The 17894-nt window shown below is 59.2% G+C and carries 16 protein-coding genes and 2 tRNA genes; 12 read left to right on the top strand and 6 right to left on the bottom strand.

Going from position 1 to position 17894, the window contains the following annotated elements; all coding sequences use genetic code 11:
- The first annotated feature begins 25 nt into the window (after positions 1-25).
- The 7 genes from EXN68_RS04840 to EXN68_RS04815 all read left to right on the top strand — a co-directional run bounded on the left by EXN68_RS04840 (position 26) and on the right by EXN68_RS04815 (position 6302).
- Positions 26-505 carry a 3-hydroxyacyl-ACP dehydratase FabZ family protein gene (locus EXN68_RS04840; protein ID WP_080816951.1) on the top strand — a complete coding sequence of 160 codons (480 nt, stop codon included), beginning with the start codon at positions 26-28 and terminating at the stop codon, positions 503-505.
- Positions 506-556: 51 nt separating this feature from the next.
- Positions 557-718, top strand: a complete 162-nt coding sequence (locus EXN68_RS27600; protein WP_193559497.1) for a hypothetical protein — start codon at positions 557-559, stop codon at positions 716-718.
- Positions 715-1911 carry a beta-ketoacyl-ACP synthase gene (locus EXN68_RS04835; protein ID WP_142839824.1) on the top strand — a complete coding sequence of 399 codons (1197 nt, stop codon included), beginning with the start codon at positions 715-717 and terminating at the stop codon, positions 1909-1911. The genes EXN68_RS27600 and EXN68_RS04835 overlap by 4 nt, the downstream gene beginning before the upstream one ends.
- A gap of 12 nt (positions 1912-1923) precedes the next feature.
- Complete coding sequence (locus tag EXN68_RS04830; protein ID WP_142839823.1) at positions 1924-3207, top strand: beta-ketoacyl-ACP synthase; 1284 nt, start codon at positions 1924-1926, stop codon at positions 3205-3207.
- A gap of 152 nt (positions 3208-3359) precedes the next feature.
- Entirely contained in the window at positions 3360-4388 is a 1029-nt protein-coding gene (locus EXN68_RS04825; protein ID WP_035242478.1) for a zinc-binding dehydrogenase, read from the top strand.
- Between the two features lie 5 nt (positions 4389-4393).
- Positions 4394-5323, top strand: coding sequence for a lipid A biosynthesis lauroyl acyltransferase (locus EXN68_RS04820; RefSeq protein ID WP_161991194.1), 930 nt, complete (start codon positions 4394-4396; stop codon positions 5321-5323).
- Between the two features lie 280 nt (positions 5324-5603).
- Positions 5604-6302 carry a nitrogen regulation protein NR(II) gene (locus EXN68_RS04815; RefSeq protein WP_142839821.1) on the top strand — a complete coding sequence of 233 codons (699 nt, stop codon included), beginning with the start codon at positions 5604-5606 and terminating at the stop codon, positions 6300-6302.
- A 56-nt stretch (positions 6303-6358) separates the two neighbouring features.
- On the opposite strand, the gene EXN68_RS04810 is transcribed toward EXN68_RS04815, so the two are convergent.
- Positions 6359-7162 (bottom strand): TSUP family transporter, encoded by an 804-nt coding sequence (locus EXN68_RS04810; RefSeq protein WP_142839820.1) that lies wholly within the window; start codon positions 7160-7162, stop codon positions 6359-6361.
- Positions 7163-7346: 184 nt separating this feature from the next.
- Between EXN68_RS04810 and EXN68_RS04805 the strand changes: the two genes are divergently transcribed.
- The 5 genes from EXN68_RS04805 to recJ all read left to right on the top strand — a co-directional run bounded on the left by EXN68_RS04805 (position 7347) and on the right by recJ (position 13548).
- Entirely contained in the window at positions 7347-8306 is a 960-nt protein-coding gene (locus tag EXN68_RS04805; protein ID WP_142839819.1) for a nucleoside hydrolase, read from the top strand.
- A gap of 301 nt (positions 8307-8607) precedes the next feature.
- Positions 8608-9828, top strand: coding sequence for an LL-diaminopimelate aminotransferase (locus EXN68_RS04800; protein ID WP_046800081.1), 1221 nt, complete (start codon positions 8608-8610; stop codon positions 9826-9828).
- A gap of 61 nt (positions 9829-9889) precedes the next feature.
- Positions 9890-11200: a homoserine dehydrogenase gene (locus EXN68_RS04795; RefSeq protein WP_142839818.1), complete on the top strand. Its 1311-nt coding sequence runs from the start codon at positions 9890-9892 to the stop codon at positions 11198-11200.
- A 211-nt stretch (positions 11201-11411) separates the two neighbouring features.
- Positions 11412-11636 carry a hypothetical protein gene (locus EXN68_RS27360; protein ID WP_046800083.1) on the top strand — a complete coding sequence of 75 codons (225 nt, stop codon included), beginning with the start codon at positions 11412-11414 and terminating at the stop codon, positions 11634-11636.
- 103 nt (positions 11637-11739) lie between these two features.
- On the top strand, positions 11740-13548 hold the full coding sequence (gene recJ, locus EXN68_RS04785) for a single-stranded-DNA-specific exonuclease RecJ (protein ID WP_142839973.1): 1809 nt from the start codon (positions 11740-11742) through the stop codon (positions 13546-13548).
- 128 nt (positions 13549-13676) lie between these two features.
- Here the strand turns inward: recJ and EXN68_RS04780 are convergent.
- The 5 genes from EXN68_RS04780 to EXN68_RS04755 all read right to left on the bottom strand — a co-directional run bounded on the left by EXN68_RS04780 (position 13677) and on the right by EXN68_RS04755 (position 17840).
- Positions 13677-13751 (bottom strand) — tRNA-Glu (locus EXN68_RS04780).
- A 448-nt stretch (positions 13752-14199) separates the two neighbouring features.
- Positions 14200-14274: transfer RNA gene (locus EXN68_RS04770), tRNA-Glu, on the bottom strand.
- Between the two features lie 422 nt (positions 14275-14696).
- Positions 14697-15470, bottom strand: a complete 774-nt coding sequence (locus EXN68_RS04765; RefSeq protein WP_142839817.1) for an amino acid ABC transporter ATP-binding protein — start codon at positions 15468-15470, stop codon at positions 14697-14699.
- 12 nt (positions 15471-15482) lie between these two features.
- Positions 15483-16640, bottom strand: a complete 1158-nt coding sequence (locus EXN68_RS04760; RefSeq protein WP_142839816.1) for an amino acid ABC transporter permease — start codon at positions 16638-16640, stop codon at positions 15483-15485.
- A gap of 3 nt (positions 16641-16643) precedes the next feature.
- The gene (locus EXN68_RS04755) at positions 16644-17840 is read right to left on the bottom strand and encodes an amino acid ABC transporter permease (RefSeq protein ID WP_142839815.1); all 1197 of its coding nucleotides are present in this window, start codon (positions 17838-17840) and stop codon (positions 16644-16646) included.
- Positions 17841-17894 lie beyond the last annotated feature (54 nt).

Genomic DNA, 17894 nt, shown 5'->3' with positions numbered 1-17894 from the left:
AACCGACCAGAGACGGGCCGGACGGATGTTGCTTGAATATTTTCAGATGATCGACAAGGTCGAAGCCGTGGATATGGCGACGCGCACGTTGAAGGCGCAGTCCGTCGTTCCCGACAAGAGCCCGGTTTTCGAAGGCCACTTTCCCGGCATGCCGCTGGTTCCGGGTGTCCTCCTGATCGAGACCATGGCGCAGGCTTCAGGCATGCTGGTTCTGGCATTCAGCGATTTTGCCTCCATGCCGTTCCTGATGTCGGTGGATGGCGCCAAGATGCGCACCTTCGTTGAGCCGGGCGCGGTTCTCGATATCGAGGCCGTGCTCGAGCATGACGGTTCGGGCTTTGCGGTAACCAAGGCGAAGATTACCAGCGATGGAAAGAAGGTCTGCGATGCGCAGCTGAAACTGCGCACCATGCCGTTCAGTGAAATTCCGCTCGGTCCCATCGTCAAGAAGCGGGCCGAAGAAGTCGGTCTGATGGCGGCCATTGCCGCGGATGCGCAGAAATAAGCGCTTCCGCCCGTTTCGAAAGAGGGCGTTTTTCCCGTCGGCCCGGTTTCGATGCATGAAAATCGTGGGCTGGCGATGGCCGAACGGGCCTTCACCATTGCCAATCCGCACCGCGCGCTTTATTCCGCAACGCATGAAGTGGTTGTTCGCAACCGCTGTTGGATAGCCGTGACCGTTTCGGCGGGGCCGGCTGCAAAGGATGACAGACGATGAAATCTGACAATGATGTGGTGATAACAGGGGTCGGCATCGTGACCTGTCACGGCGTCGGCAGCCAGGCGCATGTGGCGCTTCTTTCTGGAGCAGCCGCGCCGGCGACGATTGTCGAGACCGAAAAATTCAAACCCTATCCGGTCCATCCCATGCCTGAGATCGACTGGTCCGCGCAGATCGCCAAGCGCGGTGACCAGCGCCAGATGGAAAATTGGCAGCGGCTCGGCGTGTTCGCCGCCGGCCTCGCGCTTGATGATGCCGGGCTTAAGGAAAATGCCGAGGCCTGCGCCACCATGGACATGATCGTGGCGGCCGGCGGCGGCGAGCGCGACATCAATGTCGATACGCTGATCGTCGATGAAGCGCTGAAGCGCAACGACCGCGAAGTGCTGCTTAATGAGAAGCTGACCACGGAGCTGCGCCCGACGCTGTTTCTCGCCCAGCTTTCCAATCTGATGGCCGGCAACATCTCCATCGTGCACAAGGTCACCGGTTCGTCCCGCACGTTCATGGGCGAGGAAGCGGCAGGTATCTCCGCCGTCGAAACCGCCTTTCACCGCATTCGTTCCGGCGAATCGAGCCATGCGCTGGTTGGCGGCGCCTTTTCGGCTGAACGTCCCGACATGATCCTGCTGTTCGAGGCGATCGGCGCGCATGCGCAGGGTGGCTGGCAGCCGCTGTGGTCGCGTGGCGACCAGAACGGCGGCGGCATGATTTCCGGTTCGCTCGGCGCGTTCCTCGTGCTGGAATCGCGCAAGCACGCCAGCGAACGCGGCGCGCGCATCTATGCCCGCATCGACGCCATCGAGGGTGACCGTGGCAGCCGCGATGACGGCCGCATGGAAAAGCGCATGGAGCGGTTGCTTGCGCCTGCAAAGGACAGCGCTGCAACCGTCGTGTTTTCCGGCGCGAGCGGTTATGACGAGGTGACCCGGCGCGAGAAGGATATTCTCGAAAAGGCGCTGCCGAAGGCCGTCATTCGTGGTTTTGGCGGTATCACCGGCCACGGACTTGAAGCGCAGTTTCCGCTCGGACTGGCGCTGGCGGCGCTGACGCTTGAAAGCGGCGCGAAGGTTCCTGCCTTCGACGCGGCTGCGGAAAAGCAGATGGGCGAGGCGGCTAGTGAAGCCGTCGTCACCACTGTCGGCCATGTGCGCGGCGAAGGTGTCGCCGTTCTGTCGCGCGACGTTTGAGGAGAATAGACCATGACTTCCAATTTCAAGGATCATCTCGGTCGTCCGATCGTCGCCGTGACCGGCATGGGCATCATCACCTCGCTGGGACAGGGGCTTGCCGACAACTGGGCGGCGCTGACATCTGGCAAGTCGGGCATCCACAAGATCACCCGTTTCCCGACCGAGGGGCTTTCCACCCGCATCAGCGGCACGGTGGATTTCATCGATATCCCGGTTCCGAACTCCGTCGAGCGCTCCTATGCCTTCGCCCGCGAAACCACCATCGAGGCTCTGGCGCAGGCCGGTATATCCGGTGATTTCGATGGGCCGCTGTTTCTCGCAGCACCGCCGATCGAGCCGGAATGGAGCGCCCGTTTCGAGCTTGCCGATCGTTCGCCGCCAGCCGCACAGCCGGGCGACGCCTATGAGCGGTTCATGACGGCGTTGCGCCAGCGTCCCGATCCGGCGTTCCAGGAAGCGGCGCTTTTCGGTGCTATTTCCGAGCGTCTTTCCGACCGCTTTGGCACACGCGGCCTGCCGGTCACGCTGTCGACGGCCTGTGCATCTGGTGCGACTGCGATCCAGCTCGGCGTTGAGGCTATCCGCCAGGGCCGCACCGAGCGGGCACTGACGGTTGCGACCGACGGTTCGGTCAGCGCCGAGGCACTGATCCGCTTCTCGCTTCTCTCCGCGCTTTCGACCCAGAATGATCCGCCGGAAAAGGCCTCCAAGCCGTTCAGCAAGGATCGCGACGGTTTCGTGATCGCCGAAGGTGCCGCAACGCTGGTGCTGGAATCGCTCGAAGCAGCGGTTGCACGTGGCGCGAAGGTGCTCGGCATCATCAAGGGTGCGGGTGAAAAGGCCGACAGCTTCCACCGCACGCGGTCTTCGCCCGATGGTGGCCCGGCGATTGCGACGATCCGTGCGGCACTAGCAGATGCGGGCGTGGCCGAAAGCGATATCGGCTATATCAATGCCCATGGCACTTCGACGCCTGAGAACGACAAGATGGAATATGGCTCGATGCTCGCCGTCTTCGGCGAAGGCCTGAAGAATATTCCGCTGTCTTCCAACAAGTCGATGATCGGCCATACGTTGACGGCCGCAGGTGCCGTAGAAGCAGTATTCTCGCTGCAGACGATGCTGACCGGCACGCTGCCTCCGACGATCAACTACAACAATCCCGATCCGACCATTTCGCTCGACGTGGTGCCGAATGTGAAGCGGGATGCCGAGGTGAGCGCGGTTCTGTCCAACTCCTTCGGATTTGGCGGACAGAATGCAAGCCTTGTCATGACGCGGGAACCGGCTTAACCGGTTCCGCCACAAACAGAAGCGTTTCCGGACCTGAACAGAACTCTGGAAACGCTCTCGCTTCTTTGATTACGCATTCCGGCCGCAAAACCGTTACAGAGGTTTGCTGGAATAGCCCTTTAGATAAACGCCCTCGGGCGAAGGACTGAAATATGCGCGCTCTTCAACTCGTGGACGACCGGAAGCTCGAAAAAGTGGACCTGCCTGAACCGGATGCACCGGGCCCGGGCGAGGTGACGCTGCGCGTCAAGGCCGTGGCGCTCAACCACATCGACGTGTGGGGCTGGCGCGGCATGGCTTTCGCCAAGCGCAAGATGCCGCTCACCATTGGTGCCGAGGCTTCGGGTGTGGTCGAGGCCATCGGCCCGGGCGTTTCGAATGTGCTGCCTGGTCAGCTCGTTGCGGTTTATGGCGCGCGCACCTGCGGGCTGTGCAAGCCCTGCCGCGAAGGCCGTGACAATTTGTGCGAACACGTCCAGGGCGTACACGGTTTCCATCTCGACGGTTTTGCGCAGGAAAAGATCAATATTCCCGCCCGCCAGCTCGTGCCGGCACCGCATGGCATTGACGCCGTCGCTGCGGCACTTGCGCCGGTGACCTTCGGCACGGTCGAGCACATGCTGTTCGACAATGCCAAGCTTGAGCCGGGCGAAACAATCCTTGTTCATGCCGGCGGTTCCGGCATCGGCACGGCGGCGATCCAGCTTGCCAAGAAGATGGGCTGCACCGTCATCACGACAGTCGGCTCCGATGACAAGATCGAGCGGGCAAAGGCGCTCGGCGCCGATCACGTCATCAATTATCGTACCGACCGTTTCGAAGGCGTCGTGCGCAAGCTGACGAAAAAGAAGGGTGTCGACGTGGTGTTCGAACATGTTGGCAAAGATACGTTCGTGGCCTCGATGTTCTCGCTGAAGCGCGGCGGCCGCCTCGTCACCTGCGGCTCCACCTCGGGCGTGTCCACCGACATCAACCTGATGATGCTGTTCCAGCAGCAGCTGAAGCTGCTCGGCTCCTTCGGCTGCCGCATGGAAAACATGGCCAATGCCATGCAGAAGATGGCGCGCGGCATCGTTCATCCCGTCATCGACACCGAAGTGACCTTCGATGATATCGACCGGGCACTGGAGCGCATGGAAACGCGCCAGGTGTTCGGCAAGATCGTTCTGCGGATGGACTGACCAACGTGAAGCTGTTCCTGACGCGGATCGTCCTTAAACTGGACCACTTCCGGCAGTGGCTGATTGCGACATTCGCCTTCGGCCTTCTCAACCTGCTGAAGCTTTTCCCTGCCGATGCGGGCATTCGCGCCGCCGACCGGCTGGCGCGCTTCGTGGGGCCGAAAACCGGCCGCCACAAGCTGATGCTCTACAATCTGGCCCGTGCCTTTCCGGAAAAGTCCGAGGAAGAGCGGCTGGCGATCGCCATGGACAGCTGGGCCAATATGGGTCGGCTTGCGGCGGAATATGTGTTTCTCGACCGGTTGTTCGATTTCGATCCAGAGAAGAACGAGCCCGGCCGCATTCAGGTCGAGGGCATTCCGACATTCCTTGAGCTGCGCGACAATCCGCGACCCTTCATCGTCTTTACCGCCCATAGCGGTAATTTCGAGTTGCTGCCGGTGGCGAGTTCTGCCTTTGGTCTTGACGTGACGGTGCTGTTCCGTCCGCCCAACAATCCTTATGTCGCCGACAAGGTGTTCAATTTCCGCAAGGAGCGCATGGGCAATCTCGTGCCGTCGCATGCCGGCTCGTCCTTCGCGCTGGCGCGGCAGCTGGAAAGGGGCGGCGGTGTCGGCGTTCTTGTTGACCAGAAGTTCAGCAAGGGGCTGACGACCAGGTTCTTCGGTCTTGAGGTTCGCACCAATCCGCTGCTGGCCAAACTTGTGCGGCAGTTCAACTGCGATGTTTATCCCGCCCGCTGCGTGCGTCTGCCGGATAATCGTTACCGGCTGGAGATCGAACCGAAGGTCGAGATTCCACGCGATGAAAAAGGTAATGTCGACATTCAGGCGACGGCGCAGCTTTTGAACGACAAGGTGGAAAGCTGGGTGCGCGAATATCCCGGACAATGGTTGTGGTATCACGACCGCTGGGACGTAAAGCACCAGATCTGAGGTATTTGCCGCCGGGTTCGATTGCGCCTGATTTTTACAAAATCAGGCTGCGAATTTGTGCGTTTTGATATTTTTTCATATTAGTGGAACCTCATTTCTCGTTCATGGATTATCGAAATTGAAAAAATAGCGGCGGCTGTGATATTTTGAACAATAATCCCTGCGGCGTTTCTGTGTTTCGTTACGTCATTTTTAAGCGCGCAGACGTTATGATTGAGGGATATAGGGTCTATCCTTTTGGATTGGGAGCGGGGTGTTTGCCCGTTCAGGGAGAGTTGGGTTGAAAGATTTGATTGAGCTGTTCTGGCTGCGTTACACGGAACTGCAATCTGCCGTTGGTAAGAACGAGACCGACAAGATTGCGGTACTGGAGCGTGAACTGGAGCAGCTGCTCGACCGGGTCATCGGGCGTCAGACCGGCAGTTCCGAGGATATTCGCGAGCAGTTCCGTTTCGCCATCGATCTCCTCAACCATGAGGCGGAAGACCTCGGTTGCGTGCAGCGCAATTCCGAGCTTTTGCGAACGCTTGTCGATCGTTATGTCGGCATGCCGCTCAAGGCGAAAGTCATCGGCGACGAGGACCAGGACAGTCTGGAGTGGCATCACCGCCATCTGATCCTCGACGAGGATATGCTGAACGACCTCGACGAACCCGTGATGGTGGTTTCGCCCGGCTACCGCGTGTCCTTCGCGAACGGGCTGGATGCGTTTCCGCACAACAGGCCGGACGGGCTTATGGGGTGCCATATCGCCGAGCTCGTCGGGGTGCACCGTTTCCAGAACGACCTGCGGGAACGGCTCGACAATTGTTTCAAGGGCGGTACCTCGAAATATACCTATGCCGAAGATCACGACGGACAGACGATCGTGAAGTCGCTTGAAATGTCACCGTGCTACTCCTCCAGCTACAAGCTTGTCGGCGCCATGGTGGTCATCAGGGAAATCGCCGATCGCAGGCGCGGTCGCGCCACCGGGTGAACCAGCGGATAATTTTATCCGCGTTTCCGTGTTCAACGGAGCGTTTCGCCTGAGGCTTACGTCGGGAAGATGGTTTCCCAGATCGTGGCGATGGACCAGGCGGATGATGCATCGACAAGAAGCTTCGTTGCCATTGCCAGACACGAAAGCACCAGAAGCGGGCGGATGATCTTCGCGCCGTTTTTCATCGCGAAACGTGAGCCGATCTGCGCGCCGACGAATTGGCCGAGACCCATGGCGAGCCCGAGTTTCCACAGAACCGCGCCGCCAATGGCGAAGACGATGAAACCGCCGAAATTCGAGCCGAGGTTCAGAAGTTTGGTATGGGCGGTTGCCTTCAACATGCCGAAGCCGGCAAGCGCCACGAAGGCCAGCATGTAAAACGAACCCGCGCCGGGACCGAAAACCCCGTCATAAAAGCCCACCAGCGGCGCGACCGTAAGGCCGAAGACGAAGGGGGTGATGCGACGATGGCTGTCGATATCGCTGAGCTGCGGTTTAAAGGCGAAATAAAGCGCGATGGCGATCAGCAGGAACGGCATGATGGTGCGCAGCAGATCGGCCGGCACGAAAGCGGCGGTAACGGCCCCCAGCATTCCGCCGGCCATGGCCATCAACCCCATCGGTAATTGCTCTTTCAGATTGACGTGGCCGCGTCTGGCGTAAGCAAGGGTGGCGGAGGCCGAACCGAACTGCGCCTGCAGCTTGTTGGTGCCAAGTGTGTCGAGCGGTGCAATGCCCATGATCAGCATGGCCGGAATGGTGATGAGCCCACCGCCACCGGCAATGGAATCGATAAATCCGGCAAAGATGGCGACGCAGAAAAGAACGACGAAAACGTTGAGAGCGATGTCTTGCACTTGGGATGTCCGGGCAGGCGGAAGGGAGAGAGCCCCTTCTTTCACCGAAAACAACGCCGCGCAATATTTTTCTCTCCGATCTGCGACGGGCAGGGGGATTGCGGTGTTGCCGCTTATGGGTATGTTTCCGTGGCGCGTCGGCAATAGGGGCCGATGACGCTCAGGACATACGGATGAGGGCATTATGCATAAAGTGATTTTCGATACGGATCCCGGTGTAGATGACGCCATGGCGCTGCTGTTCCTGCATCGCCATCCCGATATCGATCTGATCGGCGTCACCACGGTTTTCGGTAATGCCCCCATCGATATTACCACACGCAATGCGCTGTTCCTGAAGCGGGAATGGCAGATGACAGCGCCGGTTGCCAAGGGTGCCGGTGTAACGTTCGATCCCGCCCGCAAGGAAGGCCACTGGCCGACCTTCATCCACGGAGAAAACGGTCTCGGCGATATCGACATTCCAGAGACCATTGATCTGCCGCTCGATCCCCGTCCGGCACATCGTTTCATCATCGAGACGGTGAAGGCCAATCCGGGTGAGGTGACGCTGATTGCCGTCGGCCGCATGACCAATCTGGCGCTTGCGCTGCGCGAAGAGCCGGATTTTGCGGCGCTGGTGAAGGAAGTCATCGTCATGGGCGGCGCCTTCGACATGAACGGCAATGTGTCGCCGGCGGCCGAGGCCAATATTCACGGCGATCCGGAGGCGGCCGATCTCGTCTTCACGGCACCCTGGCGCGTCGTCGTCGTTGGTCTCGACGTAACGACGAAAACGGTAATGACCAGCGCCTTCATGGCTGAGATGGCAAAGGCCGGCGGCAAGCCGGTGCAGCTCTTGTCCGACCTGTCGCAATTCTACATTGATTTCTACAAGACCCGCACCGGCGACGGCATGGTGGTGCATGACAGCTGCGCCTGCGTCTATCTCGTCGCGCCTGAGCTTTTCGAGACCCGCAGCGGCCCGGTGCGCGTCGTCTGTGGCGGCCTTGCTGACGGCCAGACCATTCAGAAGCCTGACGGACGTGCCTTCCCGCCGGGTGACTGGGACGGGCATCCAAGCCAGCTTGTGTGCACGGATATCAAGCCGGAGCGCGTGCTTTCGGTCATCCGTGCGGCAATTGTGACGGGTGAGCGCGGCTGAACGACAGGAATGGCCGTTCTTGAGCATGGCTTGCCTTGCATTTTCCAAGAATCTGGCGTTATGCAAGTTCCTTGATCCTATTGCGCGATCCGCCTTGCCAAAGGGGCCGAAAAGGCTGTGCCGAAGCACAGGCGGATGACCGCGGTGGCGTGTGAGCCGAGAAAAGCCTTGTAGGTTTTCCCGTGCTTTGCGCTACTATGAATAACGCCTGCCGGATCGGTTCGTGTCGGCGGCGTTTAAAAACAAAAAACGAACCTTCGTTATGGGCCGGCAGAACCGGTCCATTCCCATGAGGAAAGTGATGGAAGAGTTTCATAAGGTCCGGCGTCTGCCGCAATACGTCTTCGAACAGGTCAACCGTTTGAAAGCGAGCGCGCGAGCGGCCGGGGCCGATATCATCGATCTCGGCATGGGCAATCCCGACCTTCCGACCCCCAAGGCGATCGTCGACAAGCTTTGCGAAGTCGTTCAGGACCCGCGCACCCATCGTTACTCCTCGTCCAAGGGCATTCCCGGTCTTCGCCGCGCGCAGGCCGCCTATTATGCCCGTCGTTTCGGCGTGAAGCTGAACCCCGATACCCAGGTTGTTGCCACGCTCGGCTCCAAGGAAGGCTTCGCCAATATGGCGCAGGCCATCACGGCACCGGGTGACGTGATCCTGTGTCCGAACCCTACCTATCCGATCCATGCCTTCGGCTTCCTGATGGCGGGCGGCGTTATCCGCTCGATGAATGTCGAGCCGGATGAGAGCTTCTTCGGGCCACTGGAGCGTGCGGTGCGCCACTCCATTCCCAAGCCGCTGGCACTGATCATCAACTATCCGTCGAACCCGACGGCACATGTGGCTTCGCTGGATTTCTACAAGGACGTCATCGCCTTTGCGAAGAAACACGAGATCATCGTGCTCTCCGACCTTGCCTATTCGGAAATCTATTTCGACGACAACAACCCGCCGCCTTCGGTTCTTGAGGTTCCCGGCGCAATCGACGTTGCGGTGGAATTCACCTCCATGTCGAAGACCTTCTCCATGCCCGGCTGGCGCATGGGCTTTGCCGTTGGCAACGAGCGGCTGATCGCGGCCCTGACCCGCGTGAAGTCCTATCTCGATTACGGCGCCTTCACGCCGATCCAGGTTGCGGCCACCCATGCCCTCAACGGCGACGGTTCCGACATCGCTGAAGTGCGCAGCGTTTATCGCCGCCGCCGCGATGTCATGGTCGACACCTTCGGCAAGGCCGGTTTCGAGGTTCCACCACCGGCGGCGACGATGTTCGCCTGGGCTAAAATCCCGGAAAAATTCCGCCATCTCGGCAGCCTGGAATTCTCCAAGCTTCTGGTCGAGAAGGCTGATATTGCCGTTGCTCCCGGCATCGGCTTTGGCGAGATGGGCGATGATTACGTCCGCCTTGCGCTCGTGGAAAACGAGCATCGAATTCGTCAGGCAGCGCGCAATCTGAAGCGTTTCCTGTCGAGCGCAGACGAAACGATGCACAATGTCGTTTCGCTTAACGCCCACAGATAAGGGCAACCGAAGGCGGCCGGGCCTCGGCCGCCACCATCACCAGCAAATCAGGAACATACCCATGGCAGATTCATTGAGAATCGGCATAGCGGGGCTCGGCACTGTCGGCGCTTCGCTCGTGCGCATCCTCCAGCAGAGAAGCAACGAACTTGCGATTACCTGCGGACGCGCGATTGAGATTATTGCGGTGAGCGCGCGCGACCGTTCGCGCGACCGCGGCATCGATCTCAAGGGTATTACCTGGTTCGACACGCCGGAGCAGATGGCGAGCGAAGCCGATATCGACGTGTTCGTCGAACTGGTCGGTGGCGCTTCCGGCCAGGCGGAAAATGCAGTGCGAGCCGCACTTGCACGTGGTCTCCACGTGGTGACAGCCAACAAGGCACTGCTGGCCAAGCATGGCGTGGAACTTGCGACCATTGCCGAAGACAAGGGCGCGCTTCTCAATTTCGAAGCGGCCGTGGCCGGCGGTATTCCCGTCATCAAGGCGCTGCGCGAGTCTCTCACCGGCAACCATGTGTCGCGCATCTACGGCATCATGAACGGCACCTGCAACTACATCCTCACCAAGATGGAGAAGGAAGGGCTGTCCTTCGAGGCCTGTCTGAAGGAAGCACAGCGGCTCGGTTACGCCGAAGCCGATCCGGCTTTCGATATTGAGGGCAACGACACCGCCCACAAGCTCGCCATTTTGACGACGCTTGCCTTCGGCAGCAAGATTTCGGCCGATGACATCTATCTCGAAGGCATCACCAATATTTCGAGCGAGGATATTCAGGCGGCGGCCGAACTCGGTTATCGCATCAAGCTTCTCGGCGTGGCGCAGGTGACCGAATCCGGTATCGAACAGCGGGTGCATCCAACCATGGTGCCGCTCGATTCCGTCATCGCGCAGGTCGATGGCGTCACCAATGCGGTGGCGATCGAATCCGATATTCTCGGTGAGCTGCTGATGGTCGGTCCGGGTGCCGGCGGCAACGCCACGGCGTCGGCCGTGCTGGGTGACATCGCCGATATTGCCAAGAGCCGCCCCGGCGCCCAGCAGGTGCCGGTTCTCGGCCGTCCGGCAAAATCGCTGGCCGATTATCGCCGCGCCAAGATGAAGAGCCATGAGGGCGGTTATTTCATCCGTCTGACGGTGAAGGACCAGGCCGGTGTCTTCGCCTCCATCGCCGGCCGTATGGCTGACAATAACATCTCGCTGGAATCCATCGTGCAGCGCCAGCGCGTGCATGTGGAAGGCGCGCCGCAGACAATCATCCTCGTGACCCATGCGACGATGGAAGATGCGATCCGCAAGGCCGTGAAGGCGATCAAGAACGAGAAATATCTGGTCAGCGAACCGCAGGTCATCCGCATCGAGCGGACCTGAGATAGTCCACGATTTTTCTGAAATTGACGACCGCGCCTCCACATGGAAGCGCGGTCTTTTTTGTCATGGGGAGACCTTGGTGAGGGTGTAAAAAACGCCCCCGAAACACCGGCTTTCAGCCGTCATAAAATTTTAGAAAACGGCTGCTGAACCGCTGGAATGCGACACGATTCGGCCCTATGGTTAATCCTGTTCACCAAGCGAGGGAGGCGTGGCCGTGACATCGATCATCCTGTTCAAGGACAATAAGCGTGCAGACGTTCCGGTCGCCCATCATCGGGCACGGCCTCACACTGCCAACGACAATATTCGCAGCATGGAATTCGATATGGCCGAACACGAGCGCAACTGGTGTTCGCTTGCCGTGTTCTCGCTGCTGCTGCTGGTCGGTGCGGTATCAATCGTCAGCCCGTTTTTCTCGATATTTGCAGTGTGAAAGCCGGAACAAGCGTTTTTGCTTGAAAAACGCGCCATCGCCATTTAGCCCGTTCTAAGCATTAAAGCGCCGATATACGCGCATGACAGGACGAATGGACAGGATGGCAATGATGGAGCCGGCCGACACCGTGGCCCGCGCATTTTTGAGCGTGGAGCGGTCGGCGACAGAGCAGCGCTGGGTATCACGGCTGGATCAGGCCGGACAGAACCGCGCGTTGGCCATGTCCCAGATTCATGCCATTCCCGAGCTGATTGCCCGCGTGCTGGCCGGACGCGGAGTAGGCGTGGATGATGCGCTGGCTTTTCTTGATCCGACCATCCGTTCGCTGATGCCCGATCCGCATATGTTGACCGATTGCGAAAAGGCGGCCGAGCGGCTGGTGCGCGCCATCGAGACCGGCGAGAAGGTGGCGATCTTCGGCGACTATGATGTCGACGGAGCTGCTTCTTCCGCCTTGATGTACCGGTTTTTCGCGCATTTCGGGCTGACACCGGAGATCTATATTCCCGACCGTATTTTCGAAGGCTACGGGCCGAACCCGGCGGCGATGCAGCAGCTTGCCGCCAACGGCGCGACCCTGATCGTGACGGTCGATTGCGGTTCCACCAGCCATGAATCGCTGCAGGCCGCCAGGGATGCGGGAACGGATGTGGTCGTCATCGATCACCACCAGGTGGGTTCGGAACTGCCGCCGGCTGTCGCACTGGTCAATCCCAACCGGGAAGACGATCTGTCAGGGCAGGGGCATCTGTGCGCCGCCGGCGTGGTGTTTCTCGTGCTGGTCGCCACGCTGCGGCTGCTGAAGGACCGACGCAACAGGCAGGCCTTCACGCTCGATCTGCTGTCGCTGCTCGATATCGTCGCCCTTGCCACGGTATGCGATGTGGTGCCGCTGAAGGGACTGAACCGCGCCTATGTGGTGAAGGGACTGATTGCCGCGCGCCATATGAACAATGCCGGGCTTGCCGCTCTGTTCAAGAAGGCTGGATTGGGCGGACCTGTCACGCCCTATCATTTCGGTTTCCTGATCGGGCCGCGCATCAATGCCGGCGGCCGCATCGGCGATGCCGCTCTCGGCAGCCGTCTGCTGACCATAGAGGACCCTTCGCAGGCGGAAGTGATCGCGGAACGGCTGGACGAGCTGAACCGTGAGCGGCAGGCGATGGAAGCGGTGATGCTGGCGGAAGCCGAGGCGGAAGCGCTGTTTGAATATGGTGACGGGTCTGGCGCCGGTGTCATCGTTACCGCCCGGGAAAACTGGCATCCGGGTATTGTTGGCCTGCTTGCATCGCGGCTGAAGGATCGTTTCCGTCGTCCGGCCTTTGCCATCGCTTTCGATCCTTCCGGCAAGGGCACCGGTTCTGGCCGTTCGATCAATGGTTTCGATATGGGCCGCATGGTGCGCGCCGCCGTGGATGCGGGTTTGCTGGTCAAGGGTGGCGGTCACGCCATGGCGGCCGGGCTGACGGTGGAGCGCGCCAATCTCGGCAAGCTCAGGACGTTCTTTGAAGAAGCAGCCGTCAAGACGGTCAGCGAACTGGTGGAAAGCAGCGTGCTGAAGATCGACGGCGCCATCGGCGCGTCGGGCGCGACATTGCAGCTTGTCGACCAGCTGGAGCACGCCGGTCCTTATGGATCAGGTCACTCACAGCCGATCTTTGCCGTCCCGGCCCATCGCCTGCGTGATGTGCGTCTCGTCGGCACCGCCCATGTGAAGATCACGCTCGAGGCCATGGACGGCTCTCGGCTGGAGGGCATCGCATTCCGGGCCGCAGAGGCGCCTCTGGGGCAGATGCTGCTGAATGCGCGCGGCAGGTCCATCCATGTTGCAGGCACCGTGGGTGCCGATCTCTGGCAGGGCCAGAGGCGTGTGCAGCTGCGCGTTCTGGATGCGGCTTTCGCGCCCTGACGGGGTTGCCAATCTGTCTGAATTTTCGGGGAACAGCTGGTGGACGAGCTATAAACGGCAATCGTCACCACATTCACGTGCTACGTGAAGTTTCTTATGCAGAGCGCTGATTTTTAAGGAGAAGCAAGTGGCACGCCCTAGGGGAGTCGAACCCCTCTTTTCAGAATGAAAATCTGACGTCCTAACCGATAGACGAAGGGCGCGTGCGCTTGTGGTGTGGCGCCCTTATAGTCAGGCTCCCGTTGGTCCGCAAGCGGAAAAATTGATTTTTTTCGCTTCGGGACGAGATTTTTTGAGGAAGTCCGAAGGGCTGTGGAAAACCATGCATGATCTGGCCAAAGCCTTGAAATATCGCCCCTATCACTTGGCGGGAGTATTGCCAGTTTGCCTCATAAGAGGTCGGAGACGCCGCTTTTATCCCCTTAGCTGGCATCTCTGCCGGGGGAATCGGAAAGGCGCTGTCATCGGGTGTGGGGGAAAGGCAAGCCGGTCGATCTGCCCGTTGGCGTTTCCCCCGGCTTGCCTTCCATCGGGGGGACAGCATTCTAACGTGCCGATCGGGAATCGGTTCCGACGCATCGGTTGCCCACGGCAAATTCGCGGGCATGAAGGATATCTGTATATTTTTGATGAGGGTAACACGAAGGCAAGTGGCACGCCCTAGGGGAGTCGAACCCCTCTTTTCAGAATGAAAATCTGACGTCCTAACCGATAGACGAAGGGCGCGTGCGCTTGTGGTGTGGCGCCCTTATAGTCAGGCTCCCGAAGGTCTGCAAGCGGAAAAATGCATGATTTGACAAAAAAATGACATGGGCGGCCACAATGCCTGGAAAACAAGGATTCTTGTTTCGTAACAAATGGTTAAAGCGTCTGAGTATCGCTGCTTTCGAGGCCTTTCGCTCGGGAGGCAGGCCGCGAGATGACGACTCAGCGCGGTTGTTGGCTGGATTGGAACAGTACGGTGACGCAGTCACGAGGGAGAACACGTTTACCGTCATCCTTGCCCTTGAGGAGAGGGATCCACTCTTCAGCCGCCCATGGATCCTCGCCTCAAGGGCGAGGATGACGGGGTGTGTGGCGCATTGACCCTGCAACAAAAAACGGGGCCGAAACGGCCCCGTTGAATGATGCATTGATGGTAAAAGGTCTCAGTGCAAAATCTGGCTGAGGAACAGACGTGTACGTTCGTGCTGCGGATTGTCGAAGAATTCGGCGGGCGAATTCTGTTCGACGATCTGGCCTTGATCCATGAAGATGACGCGGTTGGCGACCTGGCGGGCGAAACCCATTTCGTGGGTCACGCACAGCATCGTCATGCCGTCTTCGGCAAGGCCGACCATGGTGTCGAGCACTTCTTTCACCATTTCCGGATCGAGCGCCGAGGTCGGCTCGTCGAACAGCATGATCTTCGGCTTCATGCACAGCGAGCGGGCAATCGCCACGCGCTGCTGCTGGCCGCCGGAAAGCTGGCCCGGGTATTTGTGGGCCTGCTCGGGGATCTTGACGCGCTTCAGATAGTGCATCGCCACTTCTTCCGCTTCCTTCTTCGGCATCTTGCGAACCCAGATCGGCGCCAGCGTGCAGTTTTCGAGGATGGTCAGATGCGGGAAGAGGTTGAAGTGCTGGAACACCATGCCAACTTCACGACGGACTTCATCGATCTTCTTCAGGTCGTTGGTCAGTTCGATGCCATCGACCTGGATAGAGCCCGACTGGTGTTCTTCCAGCCGGTTGATGCAGCGGATCATGGTCGATTTGCCCGATCCCGAAGGACCGGCGATGACGATGCGCTCGCCCTTCATCACCTTCAGGTTGATGTCGCGCAGCACGTGGAAATCGCCATACCACTTGTTCATGCCGATGATTTCGATTGCCACGTCCGTTGTCGAGACGGCCAGTTTTTTTGCTTGGTTTTCTGCCATTTTGAGCGTCCCTTATCGTTTATGCCCGGTGTCGAGGTGCCGTTCCATGAACAGCGAATAACGCGACATGCCGAAGCAGAATATCCAGAATACGAAGCCTGCGAAAATATATCCAGTCATGGCGGTGACGGGTGTCGCCCAGTTCGCATCCGATTGGTTGAGTGTGACAATGCCGAGCAGGTCGAACATGCCGATGATCGAGACCAGCGACGTGTCCTTGAAAAGCCCGATGAAGGTGTTGACGATGCCCGGGATGACCAGCTTAAGCGCCTGCGGCAGCACGATCAGCCGTGTTTTCTGCCAGTAGTTCAACCCGAGCGAATCCGCCCCTTCATATTGTCCCTTCGGAATGGCCTGCAGGCCGCCGCGGATCACCTCCGCCATATAGGCCGAGGAGAACAGCGAGACACCGACCAGTGCGCGCAGGAATTTGTCGAAGGTCCAGCCGTCAGGCAGGAACAGCGGCAGCATGATGCTGGCGAAGAACAGCACGGTGATCAGCGGAATGCCTCTGATGACTTCGATGAAGAGCACGCAGAGCATCTTGATGACCGGCATGTTCGACCGGCGGCCGAGCGCCAGAAGAATGCCGAAGGGCAGGGATACCGTTATTCCGAAGAATGACAGGATGAGGGTCACCATCAGGCCGCCCCAGAGCTGTGTTTCTACCTTCGGCAGGCCGAAGACGCCGCCGATGAGCAGGAAAAACGCAATGAAGGGCAGGATGATGAACAGCACCAGAGCGTTGAGGCGCTTGAACGGCGCTTTCGGGATGAGCATCGGTATCAGCAGGATGGCGAACGTCACCATCACAAGGATAGGACGCCAGCGCTCGTCAAGCGGATAACGGCCAAAGACGAATTGTCCGAGCTTGGCCGAGACGAACGCCCAGCATGCCCCGGATTGACCGTCCGGAAGCGCGCCGCCCTGCGAGGCGGTAAGGCAGGCGATACGATCGCTGCCGGTCCACACCGCATCGATGAACAGCCACTTCACCACCGGTGGCAGAATATATGCCAGAAAGGCGATGGCGAGAACCGTGAGAATGGTGTCCTTCGGTGTGGCGAAAAGTTTGGTGCGCAGCCAGTGGCTGAAACCAACGGCGCTGGAAGGGGCGGGTTTCGCCTCTTCGATGGTGTGTCGCACGAATGCGGGATTGCTTGATGTCATCGATTATCTCTCCACCAGCGCCATTTTCGCGTTGAACCAGTTCATGACCACGGCCGTGAGCAAGGACAGCGAGAGATAGATGACCAGCCAGATCGCGACGACTTCGACTGCCTGACCCGTCTGGTTGAGGATCGTGCCGCCGACGGAAACGATATCGGCAAAGCCGACCGCGACCGCAAGCGAGGAGTTTTTGGTCAGGTTGAGATACTGGCTCGTCAGCGGCGGGATGATGATGCGCATCGCCTGCGGCACGACGATCAGACGTGTCGTCGTGCTGGAGCGCAGCCCCAGTGCTTCCGCAGCTTCCGTCTGGCCCTTCGCCACGGCCTTGATGCCGCCGCGAACGATTTCGGCGATGAAGGAGGCTGTGTAGAAGGACAGCGCAAGAAACAGCGACATGAATTCAGGTGCGACGACTGCGCCGCCCGACAGGTTGAACCGCCCGGCAATCGGGAAGTCGAATGTCAGCGGTGAGCCGAGCGCCAGAAATGTCACGGCAGGAAAGCCGATGAGGAGAATGGTAAGGGTGATCCCGGTGCGAAACTGCTTGCCGGTCTGCTCCTGTCTGGCCTTCGCCCAGCGATAGACAAAAAAGCTGATGACGATGGCGACCAGGAAGGAAAGCGGTATCAACCACGTGCCGTCTCCCCAAAGCGGCTTCGGAAAAAAGAAGCCGCGATTGTTGAGGTAGCTTCCGAGCGGAAGCTCCAGCGAATCGCGCGCCTGCGGCAGGACGGAGATAACCCCCTTGTACCAGAAGAAGAGAACAAGCAGCGGCGGGAGGTTGCGGAAGATTTCCACATAGGCCTGCGCCAGCTTGGCGATGAGCCAGTTGTTGGACAGGCGCGCGATACCGACTAGGAATCCGATGATCGAGGCAGCGATGATGCCGAAAAATGCAACCTGAAGCGTGTTGAGAATACCAACGAGCAATGCCCGGCCATAGGTCGCGTCGCTGGTATAAGCGATCAGCGACTGGCCGATATCGAAACCGGCGCGTCCATTGAGGAAGCCGAAGCCGGATGAAATGTTTGACCGTTGAAGATTGGTGATCGTATTCGTCACGATGATCCAGACGAAGGCGGTCAGGATGACGACTGTCAGGACCTGATAGAAAATTCCGCGTATGCGTGGATCGTTGATAAGTGACGACGCGCTTTGCGCGCGCGATCGTTGCGAACTGACCGCGTTGCCTGCCATAGGCACCTTTCCCTTTTATATGCTCTTTGCGAGCTTATTTATATAATTTTAAAT

The organism is Martinezella rhizogenes (assembly GCF_007002745.1).
Taxonomy (GTDB): Bacteria; Pseudomonadota; Alphaproteobacteria; order Rhizobiales; family Rhizobiaceae; genus Agrobacterium; species Agrobacterium cucumeris.
Note: the sequence above shows the minus strand (reverse complement) of the source record. Positions and strands in the feature narration are given on the sequence as shown.